The 19819-nt window shown below is 67.5% G+C and carries 17 protein-coding genes and 1 pseudogene; 8 read left to right on the forward strand and 10 right to left on the reverse strand.

Going from position 1 to position 19819, the window contains the following annotated elements:
• Window positions 1-12 precede the first annotated feature (12 nt).
• The 5 genes from CupriaWKF_RS25680 to CupriaWKF_RS25700 all read right to left on the reverse strand — a co-directional run bounded on the left by CupriaWKF_RS25680 (window position 13) and on the right by CupriaWKF_RS25700 (window position 5628).
• Window positions 13-1188: an L-rhamnonate dehydratase gene (locus tag CupriaWKF_RS25680; protein ID WP_276101256.1), complete on the reverse strand. Its 1176-nt coding sequence runs from the start codon at window positions 1186-1188 to the stop codon at window positions 13-15.
• 195 nt (window positions 1189-1383) lie between these two features.
• Window positions 1384-2406 carry a 4-hydroxythreonine-4-phosphate dehydrogenase PdxA gene (locus tag CupriaWKF_RS25685; protein WP_276101257.1) on the reverse strand — a complete coding sequence of 341 codons (1023 nt, stop codon included), beginning with the start codon at window positions 2404-2406 and terminating at the stop codon, window positions 1384-1386.
• 21 nt (window positions 2407-2427) lie between these two features.
• Window positions 2428-3393, reverse strand: a complete 966-nt coding sequence (locus CupriaWKF_RS25690; RefSeq protein ID WP_276101258.1) for a tripartite tricarboxylate transporter substrate binding protein — start codon at window positions 3391-3393, stop codon at window positions 2428-2430.
• Between the two features lie 201 nt (window positions 3394-3594).
• Window positions 3595-4524, reverse strand: coding sequence for a LysR family transcriptional regulator (locus tag CupriaWKF_RS25695; protein ID WP_276101259.1), 930 nt, complete (start codon window positions 4522-4524; stop codon window positions 3595-3597).
• Between the two features lie 165 nt (window positions 4525-4689).
• Entirely contained in the window at window positions 4690-5628 is a 939-nt protein-coding gene (locus CupriaWKF_RS25700; protein WP_276101260.1) for a LysR family transcriptional regulator, read from the reverse strand.
• A 165-nt stretch (window positions 5629-5793) separates the two neighbouring features.
• Between CupriaWKF_RS25700 and CupriaWKF_RS25705 the strand changes: the two genes are divergently transcribed.
• Window positions 5794-6762: a 3-hydroxyacyl-CoA dehydrogenase NAD-binding domain-containing protein gene (locus CupriaWKF_RS25705; protein ID WP_276101261.1), complete on the forward strand. Its 969-nt coding sequence runs from the start codon at window positions 5794-5796 to the stop codon at window positions 6760-6762.
• Window positions 6759-7619, forward strand: coding sequence for a 3-keto-5-aminohexanoate cleavage protein (locus CupriaWKF_RS25710; protein ID WP_276101262.1), 861 nt, complete (start codon window positions 6759-6761; stop codon window positions 7617-7619). The genes CupriaWKF_RS25705 and CupriaWKF_RS25710 overlap by 4 nt, the downstream gene beginning before the upstream one ends.
• Before the next feature lie 11 nt (window positions 7620-7630).
• Here CupriaWKF_RS25710 and CupriaWKF_RS25715 read toward each other — a convergent pair whose 3' ends face one another.
• Entirely contained in the window at window positions 7631-7882 is a 252-nt protein-coding gene (locus CupriaWKF_RS25715) for a hydroxyquinol 1,2-dioxygenase (RefSeq protein ID WP_276101263.1), read from the reverse strand.
• A 257-nt stretch (window positions 7883-8139) separates the two neighbouring features.
• Here CupriaWKF_RS25715 and CupriaWKF_RS25720 point away from each other — a divergent pair, with 257 nt between their 5' ends.
• Complete coding sequence (locus tag CupriaWKF_RS25720) at window positions 8140-8469, forward strand: H-NS family nucleoid-associated regulatory protein (protein ID WP_276101264.1); 330 nt, start codon at window positions 8140-8142, stop codon at window positions 8467-8469.
• Window positions 8470-8505: 36 nt separating this feature from the next.
• Here the strand turns inward: CupriaWKF_RS25720 and CupriaWKF_RS25725 are convergent, their stop codons facing one another.
• Complete coding sequence (locus CupriaWKF_RS25725) at window positions 8506-8940, reverse strand: hypothetical protein (protein ID WP_276101265.1); 435 nt, start codon at window positions 8938-8940, stop codon at window positions 8506-8508.
• A 173-nt stretch (window positions 8941-9113) separates the two neighbouring features.
• Between CupriaWKF_RS25725 and CupriaWKF_RS25730 the strand changes: the two are divergent.
• Window positions 9114-9584 (forward strand): annotated as a pseudogene (locus CupriaWKF_RS25730) (response regulator); the annotation flags it as partial.
• Between the two features lie 50 nt (window positions 9585-9634).
• On the forward strand, window positions 9635-10723 hold the full coding sequence (locus tag CupriaWKF_RS25735) for a helix-turn-helix transcriptional regulator (RefSeq protein ID WP_276101266.1): 1089 nt from the start codon (window positions 9635-9637) through the stop codon (window positions 10721-10723).
• Window positions 10724-10823: 100 nt separating this feature from the next.
• On the opposite strand, the gene CupriaWKF_RS25740 is transcribed toward CupriaWKF_RS25735, so the two are convergent.
• Window positions 10824-11777 (reverse strand): LysR substrate-binding domain-containing protein, encoded by a 954-nt coding sequence (locus CupriaWKF_RS25740; protein ID WP_276101267.1) that lies wholly within the window; start codon window positions 11775-11777, stop codon window positions 10824-10826.
• Window positions 11778-11895: 118 nt separating this feature from the next.
• Here CupriaWKF_RS25740 and CupriaWKF_RS25745 point away from each other — a divergent pair, with 118 nt between their 5' ends.
• The 3 genes from CupriaWKF_RS25745 to CupriaWKF_RS25755 all read left to right on the forward strand — a co-directional run bounded on the left by CupriaWKF_RS25745 (window position 11896) and on the right by CupriaWKF_RS25755 (window position 15277).
• Window positions 11896-13725 (forward strand): gamma-glutamyltransferase family protein, encoded by a 1830-nt coding sequence (locus CupriaWKF_RS25745; RefSeq protein ID WP_276101268.1) that lies wholly within the window; start codon window positions 11896-11898, stop codon window positions 13723-13725.
• 72 nt (window positions 13726-13797) lie between these two features.
• A complete protein-coding gene (locus CupriaWKF_RS25750) occupies window positions 13798-14769 on the forward strand; it encodes a tripartite tricarboxylate transporter substrate binding protein (protein ID WP_276101269.1) in 972 nt (323 codons plus the stop codon).
• Between the two features lies 1 nt (window position 14770).
• Window positions 14771-15277, forward strand: a complete 507-nt coding sequence (locus tag CupriaWKF_RS25755; RefSeq protein ID WP_276101270.1) for a GAF domain-containing protein — start codon at window positions 14771-14773, stop codon at window positions 15275-15277.
• A gap of 47 nt (window positions 15278-15324) precedes the next feature.
• Here the strand turns inward: CupriaWKF_RS25755 and CupriaWKF_RS25760 are convergent, their stop codons facing one another.
• Window positions 15325-18549: a CusA/CzcA family heavy metal efflux RND transporter gene (locus tag CupriaWKF_RS25760; protein WP_276101271.1), complete on the reverse strand. Its 3225-nt coding sequence runs from the start codon at window positions 18547-18549 to the stop codon at window positions 15325-15327.
• A gap of 16 nt (window positions 18550-18565) precedes the next feature.
• Window positions 18566-19813 carry an efflux RND transporter periplasmic adaptor subunit gene (locus CupriaWKF_RS25765; protein ID WP_276101272.1) on the reverse strand — a complete coding sequence of 416 codons (1248 nt, stop codon included), beginning with the start codon at window positions 19811-19813 and terminating at the stop codon, window positions 18566-18568.
• Between the last annotated feature and the right edge of the window lie 6 nt (window positions 19814-19819).

Below are 19819 nucleotides of genomic sequence, written 5' to 3' on the forward strand. Positions count from 1 at the left end.
ATGGCGCGGCGCTTAGCCGATGATGTCGAACTCGCTGAAATGCTCTTCATTCAGGGTCAGCCCCAGGCCGGGCAGGTTGTCGTCCAGCTGCAGGTAGCCGTTGTCCGGTGCCGGGTCGCCCTTGAAGATGTAGTAGAACAGTTCGTTGCCGACCTCCACGTCATGCACCGGAAAGTACTCCGACATCGGTGAAGCGGTGGACGCCATGGTCAGGTGGTAGTTGTGCATCTGGCCGGCATGCGGGATCACGGGTACCGACCAGGCCTCCGCCATGGCGTTGATCTTCTGTGCCGCGGTGATGCCGCCCACGCGGTTGGTGTCGTACTGGATCACGTCCACCGCGCGGCGCTCGAGCAGGTCCTTGAAGCCGTAGGAGGTGAACTCGTGCTCGCCGCCGGAGATCGGGAAGGGGCTCATCTTCTTCAGCTCGGCGTAGCCCTCGATATCGTCGGCGATGACCGGTTCCTCCAGCCAGCGCGGGTTGAACTCGGCCAGGCGCGGCACCATGCGGCGCGCGTATTCCAGCGTCCAGCCCATGTAGCACTCCAGCATGATGTCGACCCCGTCGCCGACCAGTCCGCGCAGCAGGCGCACTTGCTCCAGGTTCTTCTGCATGCCGGCGGGGCCGTCCTTGGGGCCGTAGCCGAAGCGCATCTTCATGGCGGTGAAGCCCTGGTCCAGGTAGCGCCGGGCTTCGGCCAGGAAGGCGTCGCGGTCGTCGTTGTTGTAGAGCTTGGAGGCATAGCACCAGATCTTCTCCTTGGTGCGTCCGCCCAGCAGCTTGAACACGGGCTTGCCCACGGCCTTGCCCATCAGGTCCCACAGCGCGATGTCCACCGCCGAGATCGCGGCCATGCCGATGCCCTTGCGGCCCCAGGCATGGGTTCGGCGGTACATCTTCTGCCACAGGTATTCATTGTCGAACGGATCCTGCCCGATCACGATCGGCGCCAGGTACTGGTCGATGACCTGCTTGGCCACGCGCGGCGCGAGCGCGCAGTTGCCGATGCCGACCAGCCCGTTGTCGGTCTCGATCTCCACCACCAGCCAGCCGTGGAAGCGGAACGAGCCCATGGCGTCGCCGCGGTCGAACAGGGTGTCGGTGGCATTGGTGCAGAAGTGGGCCTGCGGCGGCACGGTCTTGCCCTTCCATTCGAATACGCGGGCACGGACGTTGGTGATCTTCATCGTGTGGCTCCTTTTACGGCGGAAATGCGGTTGGCGTTCGGTTGGCGGCCCGGCTTTTCGTGATGGCGCGCACGAGCGTGCGCCCGACCGCGGATTGGGCAGTCATGTTCAGGTCTGCGTTGTGGCTGCGGGCCGGCGGGCATGCCGGCGCCACGTTGGCGGGGCCGGTCTATGCCGGCCTGCCAGGATGCATGCTCACCGCTGCGCGGCGGCACGTCGTTGCGCACCCATCTGGCAGGCGAGCTGGAACGCCTGCAGGATGGCGCCGGGATCGGCCCGGCCCTGCTGGGTGATATCGAAGGCGGTGCCATGCGCCGGCGTGGTGATCGGCACCGGCAGGCCGCCCTGCACCGTGACCCCGCGCGAAAAACCCATCAGCTTGATGCCGATCTGGCCCTGGTCGTGGTACATGGTGACAATGGCGTCGAACTGGCGCTGCGCGGGTCCGCCCTGCACCTTGAGGAAGATGGTGTCGGCCGGGAACGGACCCTGCGCCGCCACGCCGCGTGCCTGCGCATCGGCCACGGCGGGGGCGATCACGTCGATCTCCTCGCGGCCAAAGGCGCCGTTGTCCCCATTGTGCGGATTGAGGCCGCATACCGCGATGCGCGGCGCACGCATGCCGGCGTTGCGCAGCGCCTGATCGATCAGGTCGATCGCGGCGCCCACGCTGTCGCGGGTAATCATGGCCGGCACGTCCTTGAGCGCCACGTGCGACGTGACGCGCGAGGTCCACAGCCCGTCCAGCACATTGAACTCGCAGAAGGCGCCGCGGTGGCCGAGCTGTTCGGCAAACCAGTGCAGCTCGTCGTTGTGGCCCATGCCGGCGGCATGCAGCGAGCTCTTGTTGAGCGGGCCGAACAGGATGGCGTCGGCCTTGCCGGACTGGGCCAGTTCCAGCGCCAGCGCGAGCGTGCCGAGGCTGTAGCGGCCGCCTTCGGCGCTGGCGGCGCCGCGCGGATAGGCGGGCTTGCCTTCGAGCGCCCAGTGGTACAGGCGCGGGCCGGCGTCCGTGCCCTCAAAGCCGAGGCGGGCGGTCTCGGGCAGCGCGAGGTCGACGCCGGCCAGCTGCAAGGCGTGGCGCCATTCGTCGCGGTCGGCAATCAGCAGGATCTCGGCGTGCGTGGCGGCGGGATTGGCCAGCAGCCTGGCGACCAGCTCAGGGCCGATGCCGGCGGGATCGCCGAGCACCATGGCGATACGGGGTCGTTGTGTCATGGCGGATGCGGTGAATGCGGTTCAGTCGGGTCTGACGCCGAGTTCGGCGATCAGCTTGCCGTAGCGGGCATATTCGCTGCGCGAGAACGCATCGAACTGGCTGGCATTGAGCGTGCCGGGCATTGCGCCGACGTCATTGAGGCGGCGCACGGTGTCGGGGTCCTTCAGTACGGTGGCGAGCGCGGCGCCGATCTTCTGCAGCGTGGCGGGCGGCGTGCCAGCCGGCGCATAGACGCCGTACCAGGCATTCATCTGAATGCCGGGCACGCCGGCCTCGGCCAGCGTCGGCACGTTTGGCAGCAGGGGTGAGCGCTGGTCGGCGGTGACGGCCAGTGCGCGCAGCTTGCCGGCCTTGATATGGCTGATCACCGAAGGCATGGTCTCGAAGCTCATGTCGACCTGGCCGCCCATCAGGTCAACCAGCGCGCTGCTGCTGCTCTTGTATGGCACATGGAGCAGCTTGCCCTGGATCTGGCGCGCAAAGGCCGCGCCGGCGAGGTGCTGGGTGCTGCCGACGCCGGAGGAGCTGTAGCGGAATTTGTCCGGACTGGCCTGGATCTGGGCCACCAGCGCCTTCACATCGCGCGCCGGTACCTGGTTGTTGACCACCAGCACATTGGGCACGGAAGATACCAGCGCGACCGGTGCCAGGTCCTTGAGAGGATCGAACTGCAGCTTGAGCAGGTGCGGCGCGATCGCCTGCGAGGTGACTACGCCCATCAGCAGCGTGTTGCCATCCGGCGCCGCCTTGGCGGTGATGTCGGCGGCAATGGTGTTGGAAGCGCCGGGCCGGTTGTCGACGACCACCGGCTGCCTGAGGAGGGCGGCCAGCTTATCGGACACGATGCGCGCCATCACGTCGGTGCCGCCGCCCGGTGCCGCGCCCACCATCAAGCGCACGGGTCGGGAATCCTGAGCCTGGGCCGCCGTCGCGGCGACGGCCAGGCCGATCAGTCCGGCGCAGGCGCCGGCGATCCATCGTTTCATGCTGGTCTCCATCCTCATTGTCAGTCTGTGCTGCCTGACCGAACTATACGGACGAGAGTGCTGATCAACTACTGAGCATTTTTGAATGGGTGATCACCTGTGGGAATACCTCGGCGCATTGCCTCCGGACTTGGGGCCGCTGATAGAGGAAGCGGACAAATATCTCGGGGGCGGCCAGCGCGTCCTGCCTGAAGCAGCGGGCTAGAGCGTCGAAGCGGCCCGCAAGGCATCGATCAGCACACTCATCGATGCCGTGACCGGGCGGCCCCGCCGCGTCACGATGCCGTAGGGCCCCAGCTTGCGCGGCAGGGGCAGCGGCAGCACGACAAGCGCCCCGAGGCTCCGGTAGTACGCTGCGACCGAGGCCGGGAGCACTGCGATCAGTTCGCTGTCCGCCAGCAGGGACGTGGTCATCAGCACTGCGGCAGTCTCGATGGTGGTGGGCGGCGGCGCCACGCCGGCATCCTCGAAGGAGCGGTCGATCAGGGCGCGCATGGGGCTGGGGCGCGGTTGCATGACCCATGGGTACCGGGTCAGCTCCGCGAACGAGGGGCGCCGCCGCCGGACCAGCGGATGCTGCGGCCCCACCACGATTGCCAGTCCTTCCTCGCCCAGCTGCTCGAATTCCAGCCCGCTGCTATCCCAGCCTTCCGGTACCCGGCCCAGCACGATGTCGAGCTGGTCGCGTTCCAGCAGCGGCACCAGCAGGTCGCTGGTGTCGACCTGCACCGCCACTTCCAGCCGCGGGTGGTCACGGTTGAGGGTGCGGATCACGCCCGCCAGCAGGCCCGGCGCCGGCGCCATGACCGCCCCCACGCGCACGCGGCCGATCTTGCCGGATTCTAGCGCCACCAGCTCGTCGCGCAGGCCTGCCATGTCGGCGAACACCAGCTTGGCATAGCGCGTCGCGGCACCGCCGAAACGTGTCGGCCGCAGTCCGCGCGCATGGCGCTCGAACAGCGCCACGCCCAGCAGGTCCTCCATGTCCTGCAGCATCTTGCTCACGGCCGGCTGCGTCAGCGTCAATGCGTCGGCGGCCTGGCGCAGCGAGCCGCGTTCCTCGATGGCCAGCAGCAGGCGCAGGTGCTGCATCTTCAGGCGGCCGTGCAGGGTGGTGACGGAGGGGATCATCGGGGCGGAGAACGGGGAACGGAGAAGGCGCAGGGCGAGAACTGCCAGAGTGTGGCCGGCGATCACCGATTCTTATCGCCGGCCCGGACAGCGTCAACTTTTTCTCATACGTCCACGCGTCGCGGCAACAGGACGGAGTATCAGGCGGGCTGCGTCATTGCCGCCTCAACCAACCTCGGCACCGGCGGCTTCGGGCTGGCCGCGGAACTGGGCCAGGTGCGCGCGCACCGCATCGGCCAGCTCCGCCGCCGCGGGCGACATGCTGCGGTTGCGCGGCGTGACCAGCCCGATCGACCGCTCCGTGACCGGCCCGGTCAGCAGGCGCTCGACGATGCCCGGCTGGCGCACGGTGCCCGCGGCGATTTCCGGCAGCGCCGCCACGCCGAAACCGCACTCGACCATGGCGGCAATGGTGGCGAGGTGCTCGGCCTCGAACACCGGCTGGAAGCGGATGCGGTTCTGCAGGAAGGCCCACTCGGCGTACTGGCGCACGCTGCTCGGGTGCGTCATCGACACATGCGGCGCATGTGCGGTGTCGGCCCAGCGCAGCGGCCCCGTGCCGCGCGCCAGCGGGTGCTCGGCCGGGATCAGCAGCACGAAGCGGTCGGACATCAGCGGCTCGTAGTGCAGGTCCGCCTGCTGCGGATCGGCCGCGGTCAGCGCGAAGTCGACATCGCCCGCGCGCACCATGTCGAAGGCGGGCCCGGATAGCGTATCGAACACCTTGAGCGCCACTTCGGGGCGGGCGCGGTGGTAGGCCATCAGCACGCGCGGCAGCATGCGCGCCGCCAGCGACGGCAGTGCCGCCACCGCGACCTGGCCGCGCTCGGCGCTGGCAATGCCCGTGACCGCGTCGATCGCGCCGCGGAAGGCCGCCTGCAGCAGCGCGGCCTGCTGCATAAAGACCGCGCCAGCCGCAGTCAGCCGCACCGTGCGCGTGGTGCGGTCGAACAGGCGCACGCCGAGCGACTCCTCGATGCGCAGGATCTGGGTAGACAGGGCTGACTGCGACAGGTGCAGCTGGCTGGCCGCTTGCCGGAAGTTCAGCGTGCGGCCGAGCACGAGCGTGGTCTCGATGTCACGCATCGACAGGTTGATCTTCATGGGCGATGGCGTCCCGGGCTGGGCAGGCTGATTGATCTCGAATTCAGATCATTTTATCCATAGAATCGACTTCATCAATCAAAGCGGCTTCTCTACACTGCTGCAATTCTCCATTCCGGCGCCGGGCCGACGTGCCTGCCGCCTTCGCCAAAGCCAAGAGACGCTATGCAGAATCCCGCCCCATCCGTCATCCTCGACCGCCCGGGCGTTGCCCATGCGGTCGTGGTCGGCGGCGGCACCATGGGTGCCGATGTCGCCGTGGTCCTGACCCGCGCGCTGTGCCGTACCACGGTGGTCGAGCCCGATGCCGGGCGCGCCGGTGCGCTGCCCGGCCGCGTGGCCGCCAACCTGGAGGTGATCGGCCGGGCCGAAGGCGCCGAACGGCTCGCTGTGGTGCAGGACCTGGACGCCGTGGACTGGCCGTCGGTGGACCTGGTGATCGAGTGCATTCCCGAGCGGCTCGAACTCAAGCAGGCACTGTTCTTGGAGCTGTCCGCACGGGCGCGTCCCGATGCCGTGCTGGCCAGCAACAGTTCGAGTTTCCCGATCAGCGCGATTGGTGATGGTTTGTCCGGGCGCGGTCGCATGCTGGGCCTGCACTTCTTCATGCCGGCGCACCTGGTGCCGCTGGTGGAAGTGGTCATGGGGGCGGGCAGCGATGAAGCCTGTGCCGACGCACTGATCGCGTTCATGCGCCGCTGCGGCATGGTGCCCGTCAAGGTGCGCCGGGACCTGCCGGGCTTCCTGGCCAACCGGCTGCAGCACGCGCTGTCGCGCGAGGCCTTCAGCCTGATCGACCGGGGCATTGCGTCGGCCGAGGACGTGGACGCTGCCGTGCGCTTCGGCTTCGGCTTCCGCTTCCTGGCCGCGGGCCCGGTCCTGCAGCGCGACCATGCCGGGATCGACGTGCATGCCGCCGCCGGCGCTACCATGTACCCGACCTTCTGCAATGACGATCATCCCGCGCGCTGCCTGAGCGAGCGCGCCGCCGACGGCCGCCACGGCATGAAGCGCGGCGAAGGCTTCTACGCGTGGACGCCCGAGACCATTGCCGCCGAACGCGCGCGCTATGACCGGCTGCTGCGCGCCGGCCTTGACCTGATTGCCCCCGAACTGCCCGAGATCCAGCCATGACGCAAGCTATCCAGGCCCCGACCCATCAGCCGCTGGCTGATTCGCCGCTGATCATTACCGTAGCGCCCAACGGCGCGTACAAGCGCGCCAGCGACCACGCCGCGGTACCGCTGACGGCCGCCGCACTGGCGGCCGACGCCAAGGCCTGCCTGGACGCAGGCGCGGCCATGATGCACATGCACGTGCGCGACGCCGAAGGACGCCACTCGCTCGATGCGCAGACCTACCGCGAGGCGCTGGCCACGGTCAGGCAGGCCGTGGGCGATGATTTGCTGGTGCAGGTCACGAGCGAGGCGGCAGGCGTTTACAAGGCCGCGCAGCAGATGGCGATGGTGCGCGAGCTTCGGCCCGAAGCAGTATCGGTGGGCCTGCGCGAGATTGCGGTGCCGGACGTGAGCGAGACCGAGCTGGCGGACTTCCTTGGCTGGCTGGCGCGCGAACGCATCATGACGCAGGTGATCCTGTACGACGCGGCGGATGTGCAGCGCTGGCAGGCCATGCGCGAGCGCGGCATGGTCCCGCCGGGTGCGTGGTCGGTGCTGTACGTGCTGGGGCGCTATTCAGCGGGGCAGGTATCCTCGCCGCGCGATTTGCTGCCCTTCCTGCAGGTGGCCGACGGAACCCTGCCCTGGGCCATCTGCGCGTTCGGGCGCGAGGAAAATGCCTGCGTGACCGCCGCGGCGGCGTTCGGCGGCCACGTCCGCGTGGGCTTCGAGAACAACCTGTATCTGCGCGATGGCAGCCTGGCGCCAGGCAATGCCGCGCTGGTGGCGCAGGCCGCCCAGGGCGGGCTGACGCTAGGTCGTCCGCTAGCCACGGCCGCGGACGCCCGCCGCATCTATGGCGAAGTGCGTTGAGCCATGACGGCTCAGGCGCCGTCGGAGTAGGGATCGGGCGTGCGCGGACCACTGCCACTGCGCGAGCCGTCGGTAAATGGGTCGGGCGTGCGCGGGCCGCTGCGCGCGCCATCGGTAAAGACATCGCGCGGGCCTTGCACGCTGCGCGCGCCGTCGAGGTAAGGGTCGGGCGTGCGCGTGCCGGCCGCGCCTGCGGCGGTAGCCACGCCGGCAAGCGTGGCGGCCATCGCCGTGGCCATCAGGGTATGTCTGAGCAGTCGCATGGTGTATCTCCGGTAGCCGGCCGGTCAGGACTTGACCGACCCTGCGGGCAGTCTAGGCAGGCGTGCCGCACAGCAGCATGACTGCGCCATGACAATGCCGTCATGGACCGGCACCCGCGGGTTGCCAGCTGCGTTTCGCGGGAACGGCCGGCAAACACGGTAAAATCACCGAAATCACACCGGCGCCGCTGTCTGGCGCCGGTCTTCCATTGCACCGCCGGAATCGGAGACATTGCGGCGGGCTTCTCACGATACTCATGTCTGAGTCTGAATCAGCCAAGCTGGCCGCGATCGCCTGGATTCGCGAGCAAATGGACAACTACGCCCTGACGCTTGACGACCTGATGGCCGCGGGATGTTTTGACGGGGAACCGTCCGCTGGAGAAAGCGGGGCCACGGAAACCCCTGGCGCGAGCGAATTACCCGCTCCCCCTGACGCCGCCGTTGTGCAGCAGCCGCCAAAGAAGGCCGCGCCGCTATACCGCAATGCACTGGGACAGAGCTGGGACGGTACCGGGGAGTATCCGGACTGGCTTCAGCGCGCGGTCAACGCGGGCCAGTCGATTGATTTCTATCGCGTCGAGTAAGCCACCTGCAGTTCTGGCAGATCCCGCCAGCGCGCATCAGGGCTGGGCCGGGAAGCCGCTGAAGGGACCGGCAAACGTGGCCGCATGGCCGTAGTGTGCAAGCGCGGCAACGGGGAGTTCCGTCAGCTCGCCCACGGTGCATCCGCCGCGCGTGGCGCAGCGGCTCTCGGCACGGCTGCTGTCGCCCTGGGCGGGTTTGTCATTGGCGTCGCCGTTCCTGTCATGCAGTTGCAAGGGGCTGCCGTCGCTGTCGGGGTCGGCCATGACGCGCACGGCGCCATCGGCGCAATGCGGCGCCGGGTCCAGTGCCGCTTCGGCGCTCGCCTTGGCCGCGACGTGGCGCTCGGCCAGTGACAGGCCCGCAGCCTGCACCATGGCACAGGCCGGAGACCGGGATGCGGCCTGCCCCGCGCCGGACACAGCCAGCAGCGGAAGGCACAGCAGGAAAAAGCGGATAGTCAGGCGTTTCATCGGATGGCGTGGAACCAATAGAGGCGTTCGATGTCCCCCCCATTTTACCGGGCTCGCTGGCGCGGATGCGTCACGTGCAGATGACATTTTTGACATCTTGCGCCACGCGGGCCCAGTCTCCGCTAGCGTTATGCCCTGGCGGAGCACCGGTGCCCGCCCAAAAGGACACCCGCATGCGCATCCTGATTGTCGAAGACGAGCCCAAGGCGGGCGATTACCTGCAAAAAGGGCTGACCGAATCCGGCTTCGTGGTCGACCTTGCGCGGGACGGCATCGACGGCCTGGCCCACGCGCGCGAGCAGCCCTATGACCTGGTCGTGCTCGATGTGATGCTGCCGGGGCTCGATGGCTGGAGCGTGCTGCGCGAGCTGCGCCGCGAACGCGATACGCCGGTGCTGTTCCTGACCGCGCGCGACGAACTGCAGGACCGGCTCAAGGGCCTGGAACTCGGCGCTGACGACTACATGGTCAAGCCGTTTGCGTTTGCCGAGCTGGTCATGCGCATCCGCACCATCCTGCGCCGCGGGCCCTTGCGCGAAAGCGAATTCATCGAACTGGCCGACCTGCAGATCGACGCGATCCGCCGCCGCGTGACGCGCGCGGGGCAGAAGATCGACCTCACGTCGAAGGAGTTCGCGCTGCTTCCCTCACAGATTACATAGAATCCAATTTCTGGTTATCGGAAACAATCAAAATGAAGTCTGATGATCTTCTTGAATTGATCGGGAATTTCTACGACGGGGTGGCAGACGCTGATGGATGGGAAAAGGCGTTGCGCAGACTGGCCATTTTTTCCGATTCCGATGCGGCGTCGATTATGCTCTGGAGCCGTGCCGACAACATGGCTGCTGTTGGCGAGCAGGTTGGCTTGCCACACGAATTGCTGACTGATTACCAGGCGCATTACGACAAGGAAGACCCGGCACGTTTTTTCGGCGACCGTGTTCGGCGTGGCGAGTGGTACTTGGATGAGCGCGAACTGGGCCGCGAATTCATCCGAAAATCGCCCTTTTATCAGGATTTCTTGAAGCGCTATGAACTGGACTCGACCATGGTCACACCCGTGCTGCGAGGTGGACGCTTCGATGGCTTCCTGTCGTTAAGCGCGCGCGCTGGCAAGCGTGACCAGTCTGAGGTAGTGCACCGCCTCGCTCCCTTGCTACCTCACTTGGAACGTGCAAGCAGCCTGCGCGTCCGATTGCTGGGCGTGGCGCAGCAGCAGGAACTGAGCAGCTGGGTTCTGGATCGGATCAATTTCCCGCTTCTGGTCGTGACCTGCGAAAAGAACGTCACCCTGGCTAACGCGCTTGGGCAGCAGTGGCTTTCTTCACCAGGCAATCCACTTGCAGCCTCCTCGCCGCATGCATCGGAATTCGTACATCTTCTAAGGACCGCCACGGGATTCAACGGTCCGCGACGGTCAGCAAGCTTTTCGATGCCCAATGCAAATGGCTCGCCGATGTTTGTCAGCGCAGTTCCATTGCCGCCACCTCGGTCGGCCTGGGGCGAGGCAATGCCGCAGGCCTTGGTGTGGATCAACGATCCTGCCAGCGAAAAGCCACATTCCGACGATATCCTTCGACATCGCTTTGGGCTGTCGCGCGCGGAAATCCGCGTGTTTCATCAGATCATGAAAGGGCTGACAATTAAGGAGGCATGCATTGCCCTGAACATCTCGGAACCCACTGGCCGCTCCCATCTGAAGGCAATATTTGCCAAGACGAATGTGCGGAGGCAATCGGAGCTACAGAGGTTGTTGAGCCGTTTCAACATCGTAAGCTGATTCGTTGGAAAAAGATCGACAACGCGTAGGCTTCGTGCGCAGTTGGGTATCTCCTATTCAAATCAGCGGCTTAGTGGAAATGTGGCGGATTTTTTTGCGTTTACCGGCCAGCCCTCGTCCCCACCGCGGCGACGCTCGTCACCAGTGCCGCGATCTTTTCATCTTCGCCGGATTCCCTGCGCCACATCACGCCCACCGGCGGCAGGTCCCAGCTTAGCGGGTGGGGCAGCATGGTCGCGCCTTCGGCCTCCACCAGCTCGGCGGCAACGCCTCTTGGCACGATGGTGATGCCGCCCAGGTGGCTGCGCAGCACGGTGGCCATCGTCTTGATCGAGTACGTCTCGACGATCGGGGTGGGCTGCGCCACGCCCGCCACCGCGAACATGGTGTTGATGGTGCGCCGGATGGGCGTATTGGGCGGCGGCAGGATCCAGTCCCGTGCAGCCAGCTGGTTCCAGTCCAGCCCGCTGCGCGCCAGGCGCGCCGCTGCCTTGCTTGGCACCACCAGCACCGGTTCTTCGCGGTAGAGCGGCCGCTGCGCGATATCCTCGCCGGGCACATAGAACGTGCGCGCGATCACGCAATCGAGTTCGTGGGCGCGCAGCGCGGCCACCAGTTCATCCGTGGTGCCCTCGCGCACCAGGACCGAGATGCGCGGGGAGCGCGCCAGCCCGAACGTGCAGGCAGCGTCCAGCACCGGCCGCGCGATGTACGGAATCACCCCCAGGCGCAGCCGGCCCGACAAGCCCGCCTCGATCACGGCAAGCTCGCGGCCGAGTGCATCCGCGTCGGCCAGCGCCAGGCGGGCGTGCGCAAGCACGCTCAGGCCGGTCGGCGTCGGCTCCAGCCCCTGACGCGTGCGCGTGAACAGCGGTACCGTGAAGATGTCCTCGATCTCGCGCAGCATCTTGGTGACGGCCGGCTGCGACAGGTTCATCTCGGCGGCGACGCGCGATACCGAGCGCTGCCTTTCCAGCGCCAGCAGCAGCGGCATGTGCCTGAGGCGCAGCCGGGAAATGACGCGATGGACCAGCTGGTCGGAAGCGATGGACATGGCGGTACGAGGGAGGGCAGGGTAGTCGTATAACCAATCAGTCATGCAATGATAACCAAAGACGTCTTTGCGGTTATTTCATAACCCTATACTGGCCTGAATCCCAGGAGCCCTTCCCATGTTCACTACCCGTCCGGAAATCGTCGGCACCTTCGGCGTGGCGGCATCGACCCACTGGCTGGCCACGCAAACCGCCATGGGCGTTCTGGAGCGGGGCGGCAATGCCTTCGACGCCGCTGCTGCTGCCGGCTTCGTGCTGCAAGTGGTGGAGCCGCACCTGAATGGGCCCGGCGGCGAAGTGCCGATCCTGTACTGGAGCGAACGCGAGCGCCGCGTGCGCTCGGTCTGCGGGCAGGGCGCCGCGCCCGCGCTGGCTGACCCCGAAAAACTGCGCGCCATGGGCCTGGAACTGATGCCGGGCATCGGCCTGATGCCGGCCACGGTGCCGGGCGCCTTCGGTGCGTGGCTGACCATGCTGCGCGACCATGGCACGTGGCCGCTCGCCGACGTACTGGCGCCGGCCATCGGCTACGCGCGCGACGGATTCCCGCTGGTGCCGCGCATCTCGCGCGCGATCCTGGCCGTGCAGGCGCTGTTCCGCGACGAGTGGCACAGCTCCGCGCAGACCTGGCTGCCTGGCGGCAAGGTGCCGCGCCCCGGCAGCCTGCACACACTGCCCGCGCTGGCGGCCACCTACACGCGCATCGTCGACGAAGCGCAGCAGCGCAGCCAGACGCGCGAAGGCCAGATCGACGCGGCCATGGACTGCTGGTACCGCGGCTTCGTGGCGCGCGAGATCGACAGTTATTGCCGCAACGCGCACGTGCGCGACACCACCGGCGACAAGCACACGGGGCTGCTTCGATACGAGGATATGGCCGCATGGCAGCCTGACGTGGAAGCGCCTGTTACGCTCGACTTCGGCCGCTATACCGTGGCCAAGTGCGATATCTGGAGCCAGGGCCCGGTGTTCCTGCAGCAGCTTGGCATGCTGCGCGAAGCGCAACTCGAACGGCACGCCCCGGACTCGGCGGAATTCGTGCACCGGATTGCCGAGGCCTGCAAGCTGGCCATGGCCGACCGGCTCGCATGGTTTGGCGATCCTCGCTTCGCGGCCAGCCCGCTTGCCGCGCTGCTGGACGGCGGCTATCTGGCCGATCGGGCGCAGCGCATCGGCACACGCGCGTCACGCTCGATCGATCCCGGCATGCCTGGTGGCGCGACCCCGCGCCTGCCCGACCTGGAAGCCGCGGTGCGCACGCTGCAGCGTGCCGATGTGCGCTTCGGCGTGGGCGAGCCGACCTTTGCCGAACTGCCGCCGGTGTCGGAGTGGGCCGAGCGCGAGCTGTTCGTGGGCGACACCTGCCATGTGGACGTGATCGACCGGCACGGCAATATGGTGGCCGCCACGCCGTCCGGCGGCTGGCTGTCATCGAGCCCGACCATTCCCGCGCTGGGCTTCGCGCTCAATACGCGCCTGCAGATGACCTGGCTCGAACCGGGCCTGCCGAATTCGCTCGCGCCGGGCAAGCGCCCGTGCACGACGCTGTCGCCTTCGCTCGCGCTGCGCGACGGCGAGCCGTACATGGTGTTCGGCACGCCCGGCGGCGACCAGCAGGACCAGTGGTCGCTGGCGTTCTTCCTGCGCCATGCGGTGCACGGCATGAACCTGCAGGAGGCGATCGATGCGCCGGGCTGGCATATCGACCATTTCCCGGGCTCATTCTGGCCGCGCCAGACCGTGATCAACCGGATCACCATGGAGTCTCGCTTCCCCGAAGCCACGCTTGCCGCGCTGCGAGACCGCGGCCACGACGTGCGCGTGGGCGATCCATGGTCCGAAGGGCGCATGTCCGCGTGCACGCGCGAACGCGATGCGCGCGGGCGCCTGGTGCTGCGCGCCGGCGCCAATGCGCGCGGCATGCAGGGCTACGCCGTCGGGCGCTGAATCCGGCCATCCACCAGAAGAGGGCGCGAATGGCAGCACGCCGGTTCGCGCGAGATCGAGGAGAGCAAGACTATGAAATCCATTGTGAAACGATTGCTGGGCGGCGTTGCCGCGCTGTCGCTCTGCGCCGCCGCGCATGCCGCGGATCCCTACCCGCAGAAGCCGATTACGCTGATCGTGCCGTGGGCCGCGGGCGGTTCCACCGACATCCTCGCACGCGTGCTGTCCGAACACCTGACGCGTTCGCTCGGCCAGCCGGTCATCGTCGACAACAAGCCGGGCGCGTCGGGCAATATCGGCTCGGCGATGGTCGCGCGCGCGAAGCCGGATGGCTACACGCTGCTGGTCGGCTCGATGAGCACGCATGCGATGAACCCGGCGCTGATGCCCAACATGCCGTTCCGCGGTGTCGAGGATTTCACGCCGCTGGGGCTGCTTGCCTATGTGACCAACACGATGGTGGTGCATCCGTCGGTGCCCGCGCAGAACCTGAAGGAACTGATTGCCTACGCCAAGGCCAACCCCGGCAAGCTGGCCTATGCCAGTGCGGGCCCGGGTTCCACCAATCACCTGAGCGCTGTGCTGTTCGAGCGCATGGCCGGCGTGCAGATGCTGCACGTGCCCTACAAGGGCGGTGCGCCGGCAGTGGTCGATACGGTCGCCGGCCAGACGCAGGTGCTGTTCTCCGCGGGCACCCAGACGCTGCCGCACGTGAAGGCCGGCAAGCTGCGCCTGCTGGCCGTCACCGAGGCAAAGCGCTCGCCGCTGCTGCCCAATACACCGACCGTCGCGGAGACCGTGCCGGGCTATGAGCTGGCGGTCTGGTACGGCGCGTTCGGTCCGAAGGGCATGCCCACCGACCTGGTGGCGCGCCTGAACCGCGAAATCAACGCGGTGATGTCGCTGCCGGAGGTCAAGAAGCAGATGAACGCGATCGGCGTGGAGACGGCCACGTCCACCCCGCAGCAGTTCGGCACCATCCTGCGCAACGATGCGGACCGCTATGGCAAGCTCATTCGCGAACTTGGCATCCATGGGGAATAACGTGAGTGCTGTCCTGGACCACGCCGCGGAGATACTGGTTTGCGCCAATGGCCTGTGCGATGCGCTGCAGCGCGCGGCCAACCCGAAGGAAACGCTGGATGCCGTAGGCCAGGCGACACTGCGGCTGCTGGGGCCGGGCCTGCTGACCATCAATGCGTGGCATGCGGGTACGGCGGAAATCGAGCGAATCTGGTCGTCGGACCCTGTTGCCTATCCGCCGGGCGGGAAGAAGTCCAAGCCGGACAGCCCCTGGCGGCGGCAATTGCTCGAAGCCGGGGAAGTCTTCGTCGGCGAAGGCGATGCGGCGCTGGCGGCGGTGTTTGACGACGTTGCGCTGATCCGCTCACTGGGATGCAGGGCCGTGGTCAATGTACCGCTGTGCAAGGCCGGGCGGGTATTCGGCACATTCAACTACCTGGCCGGCCGGGCCGCCTGGGAGGCCCGCGAGATCGCCGCGCTGCGGGTGCTCGCGAACCTCGCGGCCCCCGCGGTTCACGCCAGCCTCTGATTGGCTCATCCCGGCGCGGCCAGGCGCCGGGATGAGTGCCGCGTGATCTAGCTGGCCGGATCCCGCACCAGCGCACTGCGCACGCCTTTACCGGCGCCCATCCGCTCATCGCGGCGATGCGCCAGCCGATACAGCACCGGCAACACCAGCAGCGTCAGCACCGTCGACGACACGATGCCGCCGATCACCACCGTGGCGAGCGGGCGTTGCACCTCGGCGCCCGTGCCCGTGGCAAGCGCCATCGGGATGAAGCCGAGCGATGCCACCAGCGCCGTCATCAGCACCGGCCGCAGCCGGCTCAGTGCGCCGCTCTGTACGGCATCATCGAGCGCCAGCCCGTCTTCGCGCAGGCTGCGGATGAACGACAGCATCACCAGCCCATTGAGCACCGCCACGCCTGACAGCGCGATGAAGCCGACCGCCGCGGAGATCGACAGCGGAATGCCGCGCAGCCACAGCGCCAGGATGCCGCCCGTCAGCGCGAACGGAATGCCGGTGAACACGAGCAGGCCGTCCCTGAGGTTGCCGAACATCGCGAACAGCAGCACGAATACCATCAGCAGCGCCATCGGCACGACGATCTGCAGGCGATTTGTGGCCGATTGCAGTTGCTCGAACGTGCCACCCCAGGCGATCCAGTAGCCCGTGGGAATCGTCACACGCTCGGCAATCGCGGCCTGGGCGTCCGGCACGAAGCTGCCGACATCGCGCCCGCGCACGTTGGCACTGATGACGATGCGGCGCTTGCCGTTCTCGCGCGAGACCTGGTTGGGGCCTGGCGCGATGTCGAACGTGGCGATCTCGCCCAGCGGGATATAGCTGGTGCGGGGCGCGGTGTCGGCGGAGGTCATGCGTACGCCGCCGGCAGCCGCGGGCCGCGTATCGGGCGGCAGTGCAATTGGCAGGCGCCGCAGGGCGTCGACATCGGCCCGCGCGTCTTCAGGCAGGCGCACCGCGATGCGGAAGCGCCGGTCGCCTTCGAACAGCGTGCCGGCATCGCGCCCGCCGATGGCAATGGCGACGGTGTCCTGCACATCGGTCATGTTCAACCCGTAGCGCGCCGCGCGGGCGCGGTCGATCGCAACCGTGAGGACCGGCAGGCCGGTGGTCTGCTCGACCTTGACTTCGGCGGCGCCCGGTACCGACTGCAGGGCGGAGGCGATCTTCTGCGCGGTGGCTTCGAGCACCGCGTTGTCGTCGCCGAACAGCTTGACCGCGACATCGCTGCGCACGCCCGAGATCAGCTCGTTGAAGCGCAGCTGGATCGGCTGCGAGAACTCGTAGCGGTTGCCGGGGATGGTCTCGAGTTCCGCCTGCATCTGCGCCAGCAACTGGTCGCGCGTCTTGCGCGGATCGGGCCATTCGCTGCGCGGCCGCAGCATGATGTAGGCGTCCGACGCATTGGGCGGCATCGGGTCGGCGGCGATCTCGGCCGTGCCCGTGCGCGAGAAGACGCGCTCGACCTCGGGGAATTTCTCCTTGAGGCGCGCTTCGATCTGCTGCTGCATGGCCACTGACTGGCTCAGGCTGGTGCCGGGAATGCGCAATGCCTGCACGGCGATGTCGCCTTCGTTCAGGTTCGGGATGAACTCGCTGCCAAGCCGCGTCGCAACCAGCCCGCTCAGCGCCACGGCAACCGCCGCGAAGGTCAGGACCACCGGCGTATTGGCGACGGCGCGGGCCAGTGCGGGCGCATAGAGACTGCGCGCCCACCGCATCACGCGGTTTTCCTTCTCCGCGACGCGCTCGCCGATAAACAGCGCCACGGCCGCGGGCACGAAGGTCACCGACAGCAGCGTGGCACCGGCCAGTGCCAGCACCACTGTGATCGCCATCGGGTGGAACATCTTCCCTTCGACACCGGACAGCGCAAAGATCGGCACGTAGACGATCATGATGATCAGCTGGCCGAACACGAGCGGGCGGCGCGCTTCCCGGGCCGCCGCAAACACCTCGTGCAGGCGTTCGCCGTGCGTGAGCGGGCGGTCGTGGTGCTGCTGCGCGTGGGCCAGGCGTCGGACGCAGTTCTCCACAATGACCACCGCGCCATCGACGATGATGCCGAAGTCCAGCGCGCCCAGGCTCATCAGGTTCGCGCTGATGCGGTAGGTGGCCATGCCGGTGAATGTGAACAGCATCGACAGCGGAATCACCAGCGCGGTAATGACCGCCGCGCGGAGATTGCCGAGGAACAGGAACAGCACCGCCACCACCAGCGCCGCGCCTTCGAGCAGGTTCTTCTTCACGGTGGCAATGGCCTTGTCGACCAGCACGGTGCGGTCGTACGCCGTCACGGCGCGCACGCCCTGGGGCAGCGTGCGATTGATCTCGGCCATGCGCGCATCGACCGCGCGCGAGACCGCGCGGCTGTTCTCGCCGATCAGCATGAAGACGGTGCCCAGCACGACCTCGCGGCCGTTGTCGGTCGCGGCGCCGGTACGCAGTTCGCGTCCCAGGCCGACCTCGGCCAGGTCGCGGATGCGGATCGGCTGGCCCTGTGCGGTGTCGACGATGACGTCGCGGATATCGTCCATCGAGCCGACCTGGCCTGGTGCGCGCACCAGGTACTGCTCGCCGCGCCGTTCGATGTAGCCCGCGCCCACGTTGCTGTTGTTCTTCTCCAGCGCCTGCACCACGTCCTGCAGGCTCAGTCCGTAGGACGCCATGCGCTCCGGGCTCGGCGCCACCAGGTACTCGCGCGCGAAGCCGCCGATGGTGTTGATCTCCGTCACGCCCGCGACGGTGCGCAGCTGCGGCTTGATGATCCAGTCCTGGATCTCGCGCAGGTCGGTCGGCGTATAGCGCGTGCCGTCAGGCTTGCGCGCGTTGTCGTCGGCCTCGACGGTCCACAGGTAGATTTCGCCGAGACCCGTGGAGATCGGCCCCAGCTGCGGCGTGGTGCCGTCCGGGAGCTTCTCGCGCGCTTCCTGCAAGCGCTGGTTGACGAGCTGGCGCGCAAAGTAGAGGTCGATGCCGTCCTTGAAGATGACTGTGACTTGCGACAAGCCATAGCGCGACAGCGAGCGCGTCTGTTCCAGCCCGGGCAGGCCGGCCATGGCGGTTTCGACCGGGTAGGTGACGCGCTGCTCCGTTTCCAGCGGCGAGTAGCCGGGCGCCTCGGTATTGATCTGCACCTGCACATTGGTGATGTCGGGCACGGCGTCGATCGGCAGGCGGCTGTAGCTGTAGAGGCCCAGCAGCGCCATGCCCAGCACGCCCAGCAGGACCAGCCAGCGCTGCTCGATGGCAAAGCGGATGATGCGTTCGAACATGGTCGGCTCCTGCGGGTCAGTGGGCGTGCTCGGCGCCGGCCTTGCCCTGCTCGGCCTTCAGCACGAAGCTGTTGCGCGCGACGTAGCGGGCGCCGGGCTGCAGGCCCTGCACGATCTCGATGCGCTTGCCGTCGCTGCGCCCGGTGGTCACCGGCCTCGCTTCAAAGCCGCCGGGCACCTCGACATAGACCATCGGCTGGCGGCCTTCGGTCTGCACGGCTTCGCTTTCCACGACGACGGGGACTTCCGTTTCCTGTCCGGCCACGCTGACGGTGACGAACAGGCCGGGGCGCCACGCCATGTCGGGGTTCGACAGCGTCACGCGCGCGGTTGCGGTGCGCGTTTGCTGTCCGAGCAGCGAGCCCACATAGGACACGGTGCCCGCGGCGGTCCCGTCAAACGCGGTGGAAGCGATGCTGACCTTTTCGCCGAGCCGTACCTGGCTCAGGTCCTTGGGCGCGATCACGAACTCGGCCCAGACCGTCGCCAGGTCGGAGATCGTGAAGACGGTGGTGTCCGCCGCGACCGCTTCGCCAAGCGCCAGGTGTTTTTCGACGACGATGCCGTCGAACGGCGCGCGCAGCTCGAACTGGTTGAGCCCGGTGGACGCCGGCCGCGCGCCGATGGCGGTGAGCTTCTGCATGGCGTTGCGCACGGCGATTTCCGCTTCCTGCAGAGCGGTACGCGCGGCCAGGAAATCCTGCTCGGCGGAGATCTTGTCTTCCCACAGGCGCTTCTCGCGCGTGTAGGTCGTGCGTGCCAGCTCCAGCCGCCTCTGCGCGGCCAGCAGTTCGCTGCGCTGGTCCGACAGCTGCGTGCTGGCCAGCACGGCCAGCAGGTCGCCCTTCTTCACGCGCTGGCCCAGTACGGCCGACACGGATTCGGCCACGCCCGCCACGCGCGGCACGACGTGGGCGGTGCGGTCTTCGTTGAAGCGGATCTCGCCGGGAAACTGCACCGCAGCCTGTACGCGGCCGGGGCCCGCGGTGCGCAGTTCCAGTGCGCCATTGCGGATCTGCTCGGGCGTCATCGCGATACGGTCGGTGTCGTGCGAGTCCGCGGCAGGTGCGGCCTGCGCGGCGGACGCTGCGTCTTTGCGGGCCTCCTTGCCGGGCGGCTTCGATGCCTGCTCGCCGTGATCGTGGCCGGCCTCGTCGTGGCCGTCGCCGGTTTCACGGCCCGTGAAAAGCAGGGCGGCGCCGGCCAATACGCCGGCACCGACGATCGCGGCGATAGCGTTGCGTTGGATCTTGGTGATTGCCATGGGAAT

The sequence above is a fragment of the Cupriavidus sp. WKF15 genome (assembly GCF_029278605.1).
Classification (GTDB): domain Bacteria; phylum Pseudomonadota; class Gammaproteobacteria; order Burkholderiales; family Burkholderiaceae; genus Cupriavidus.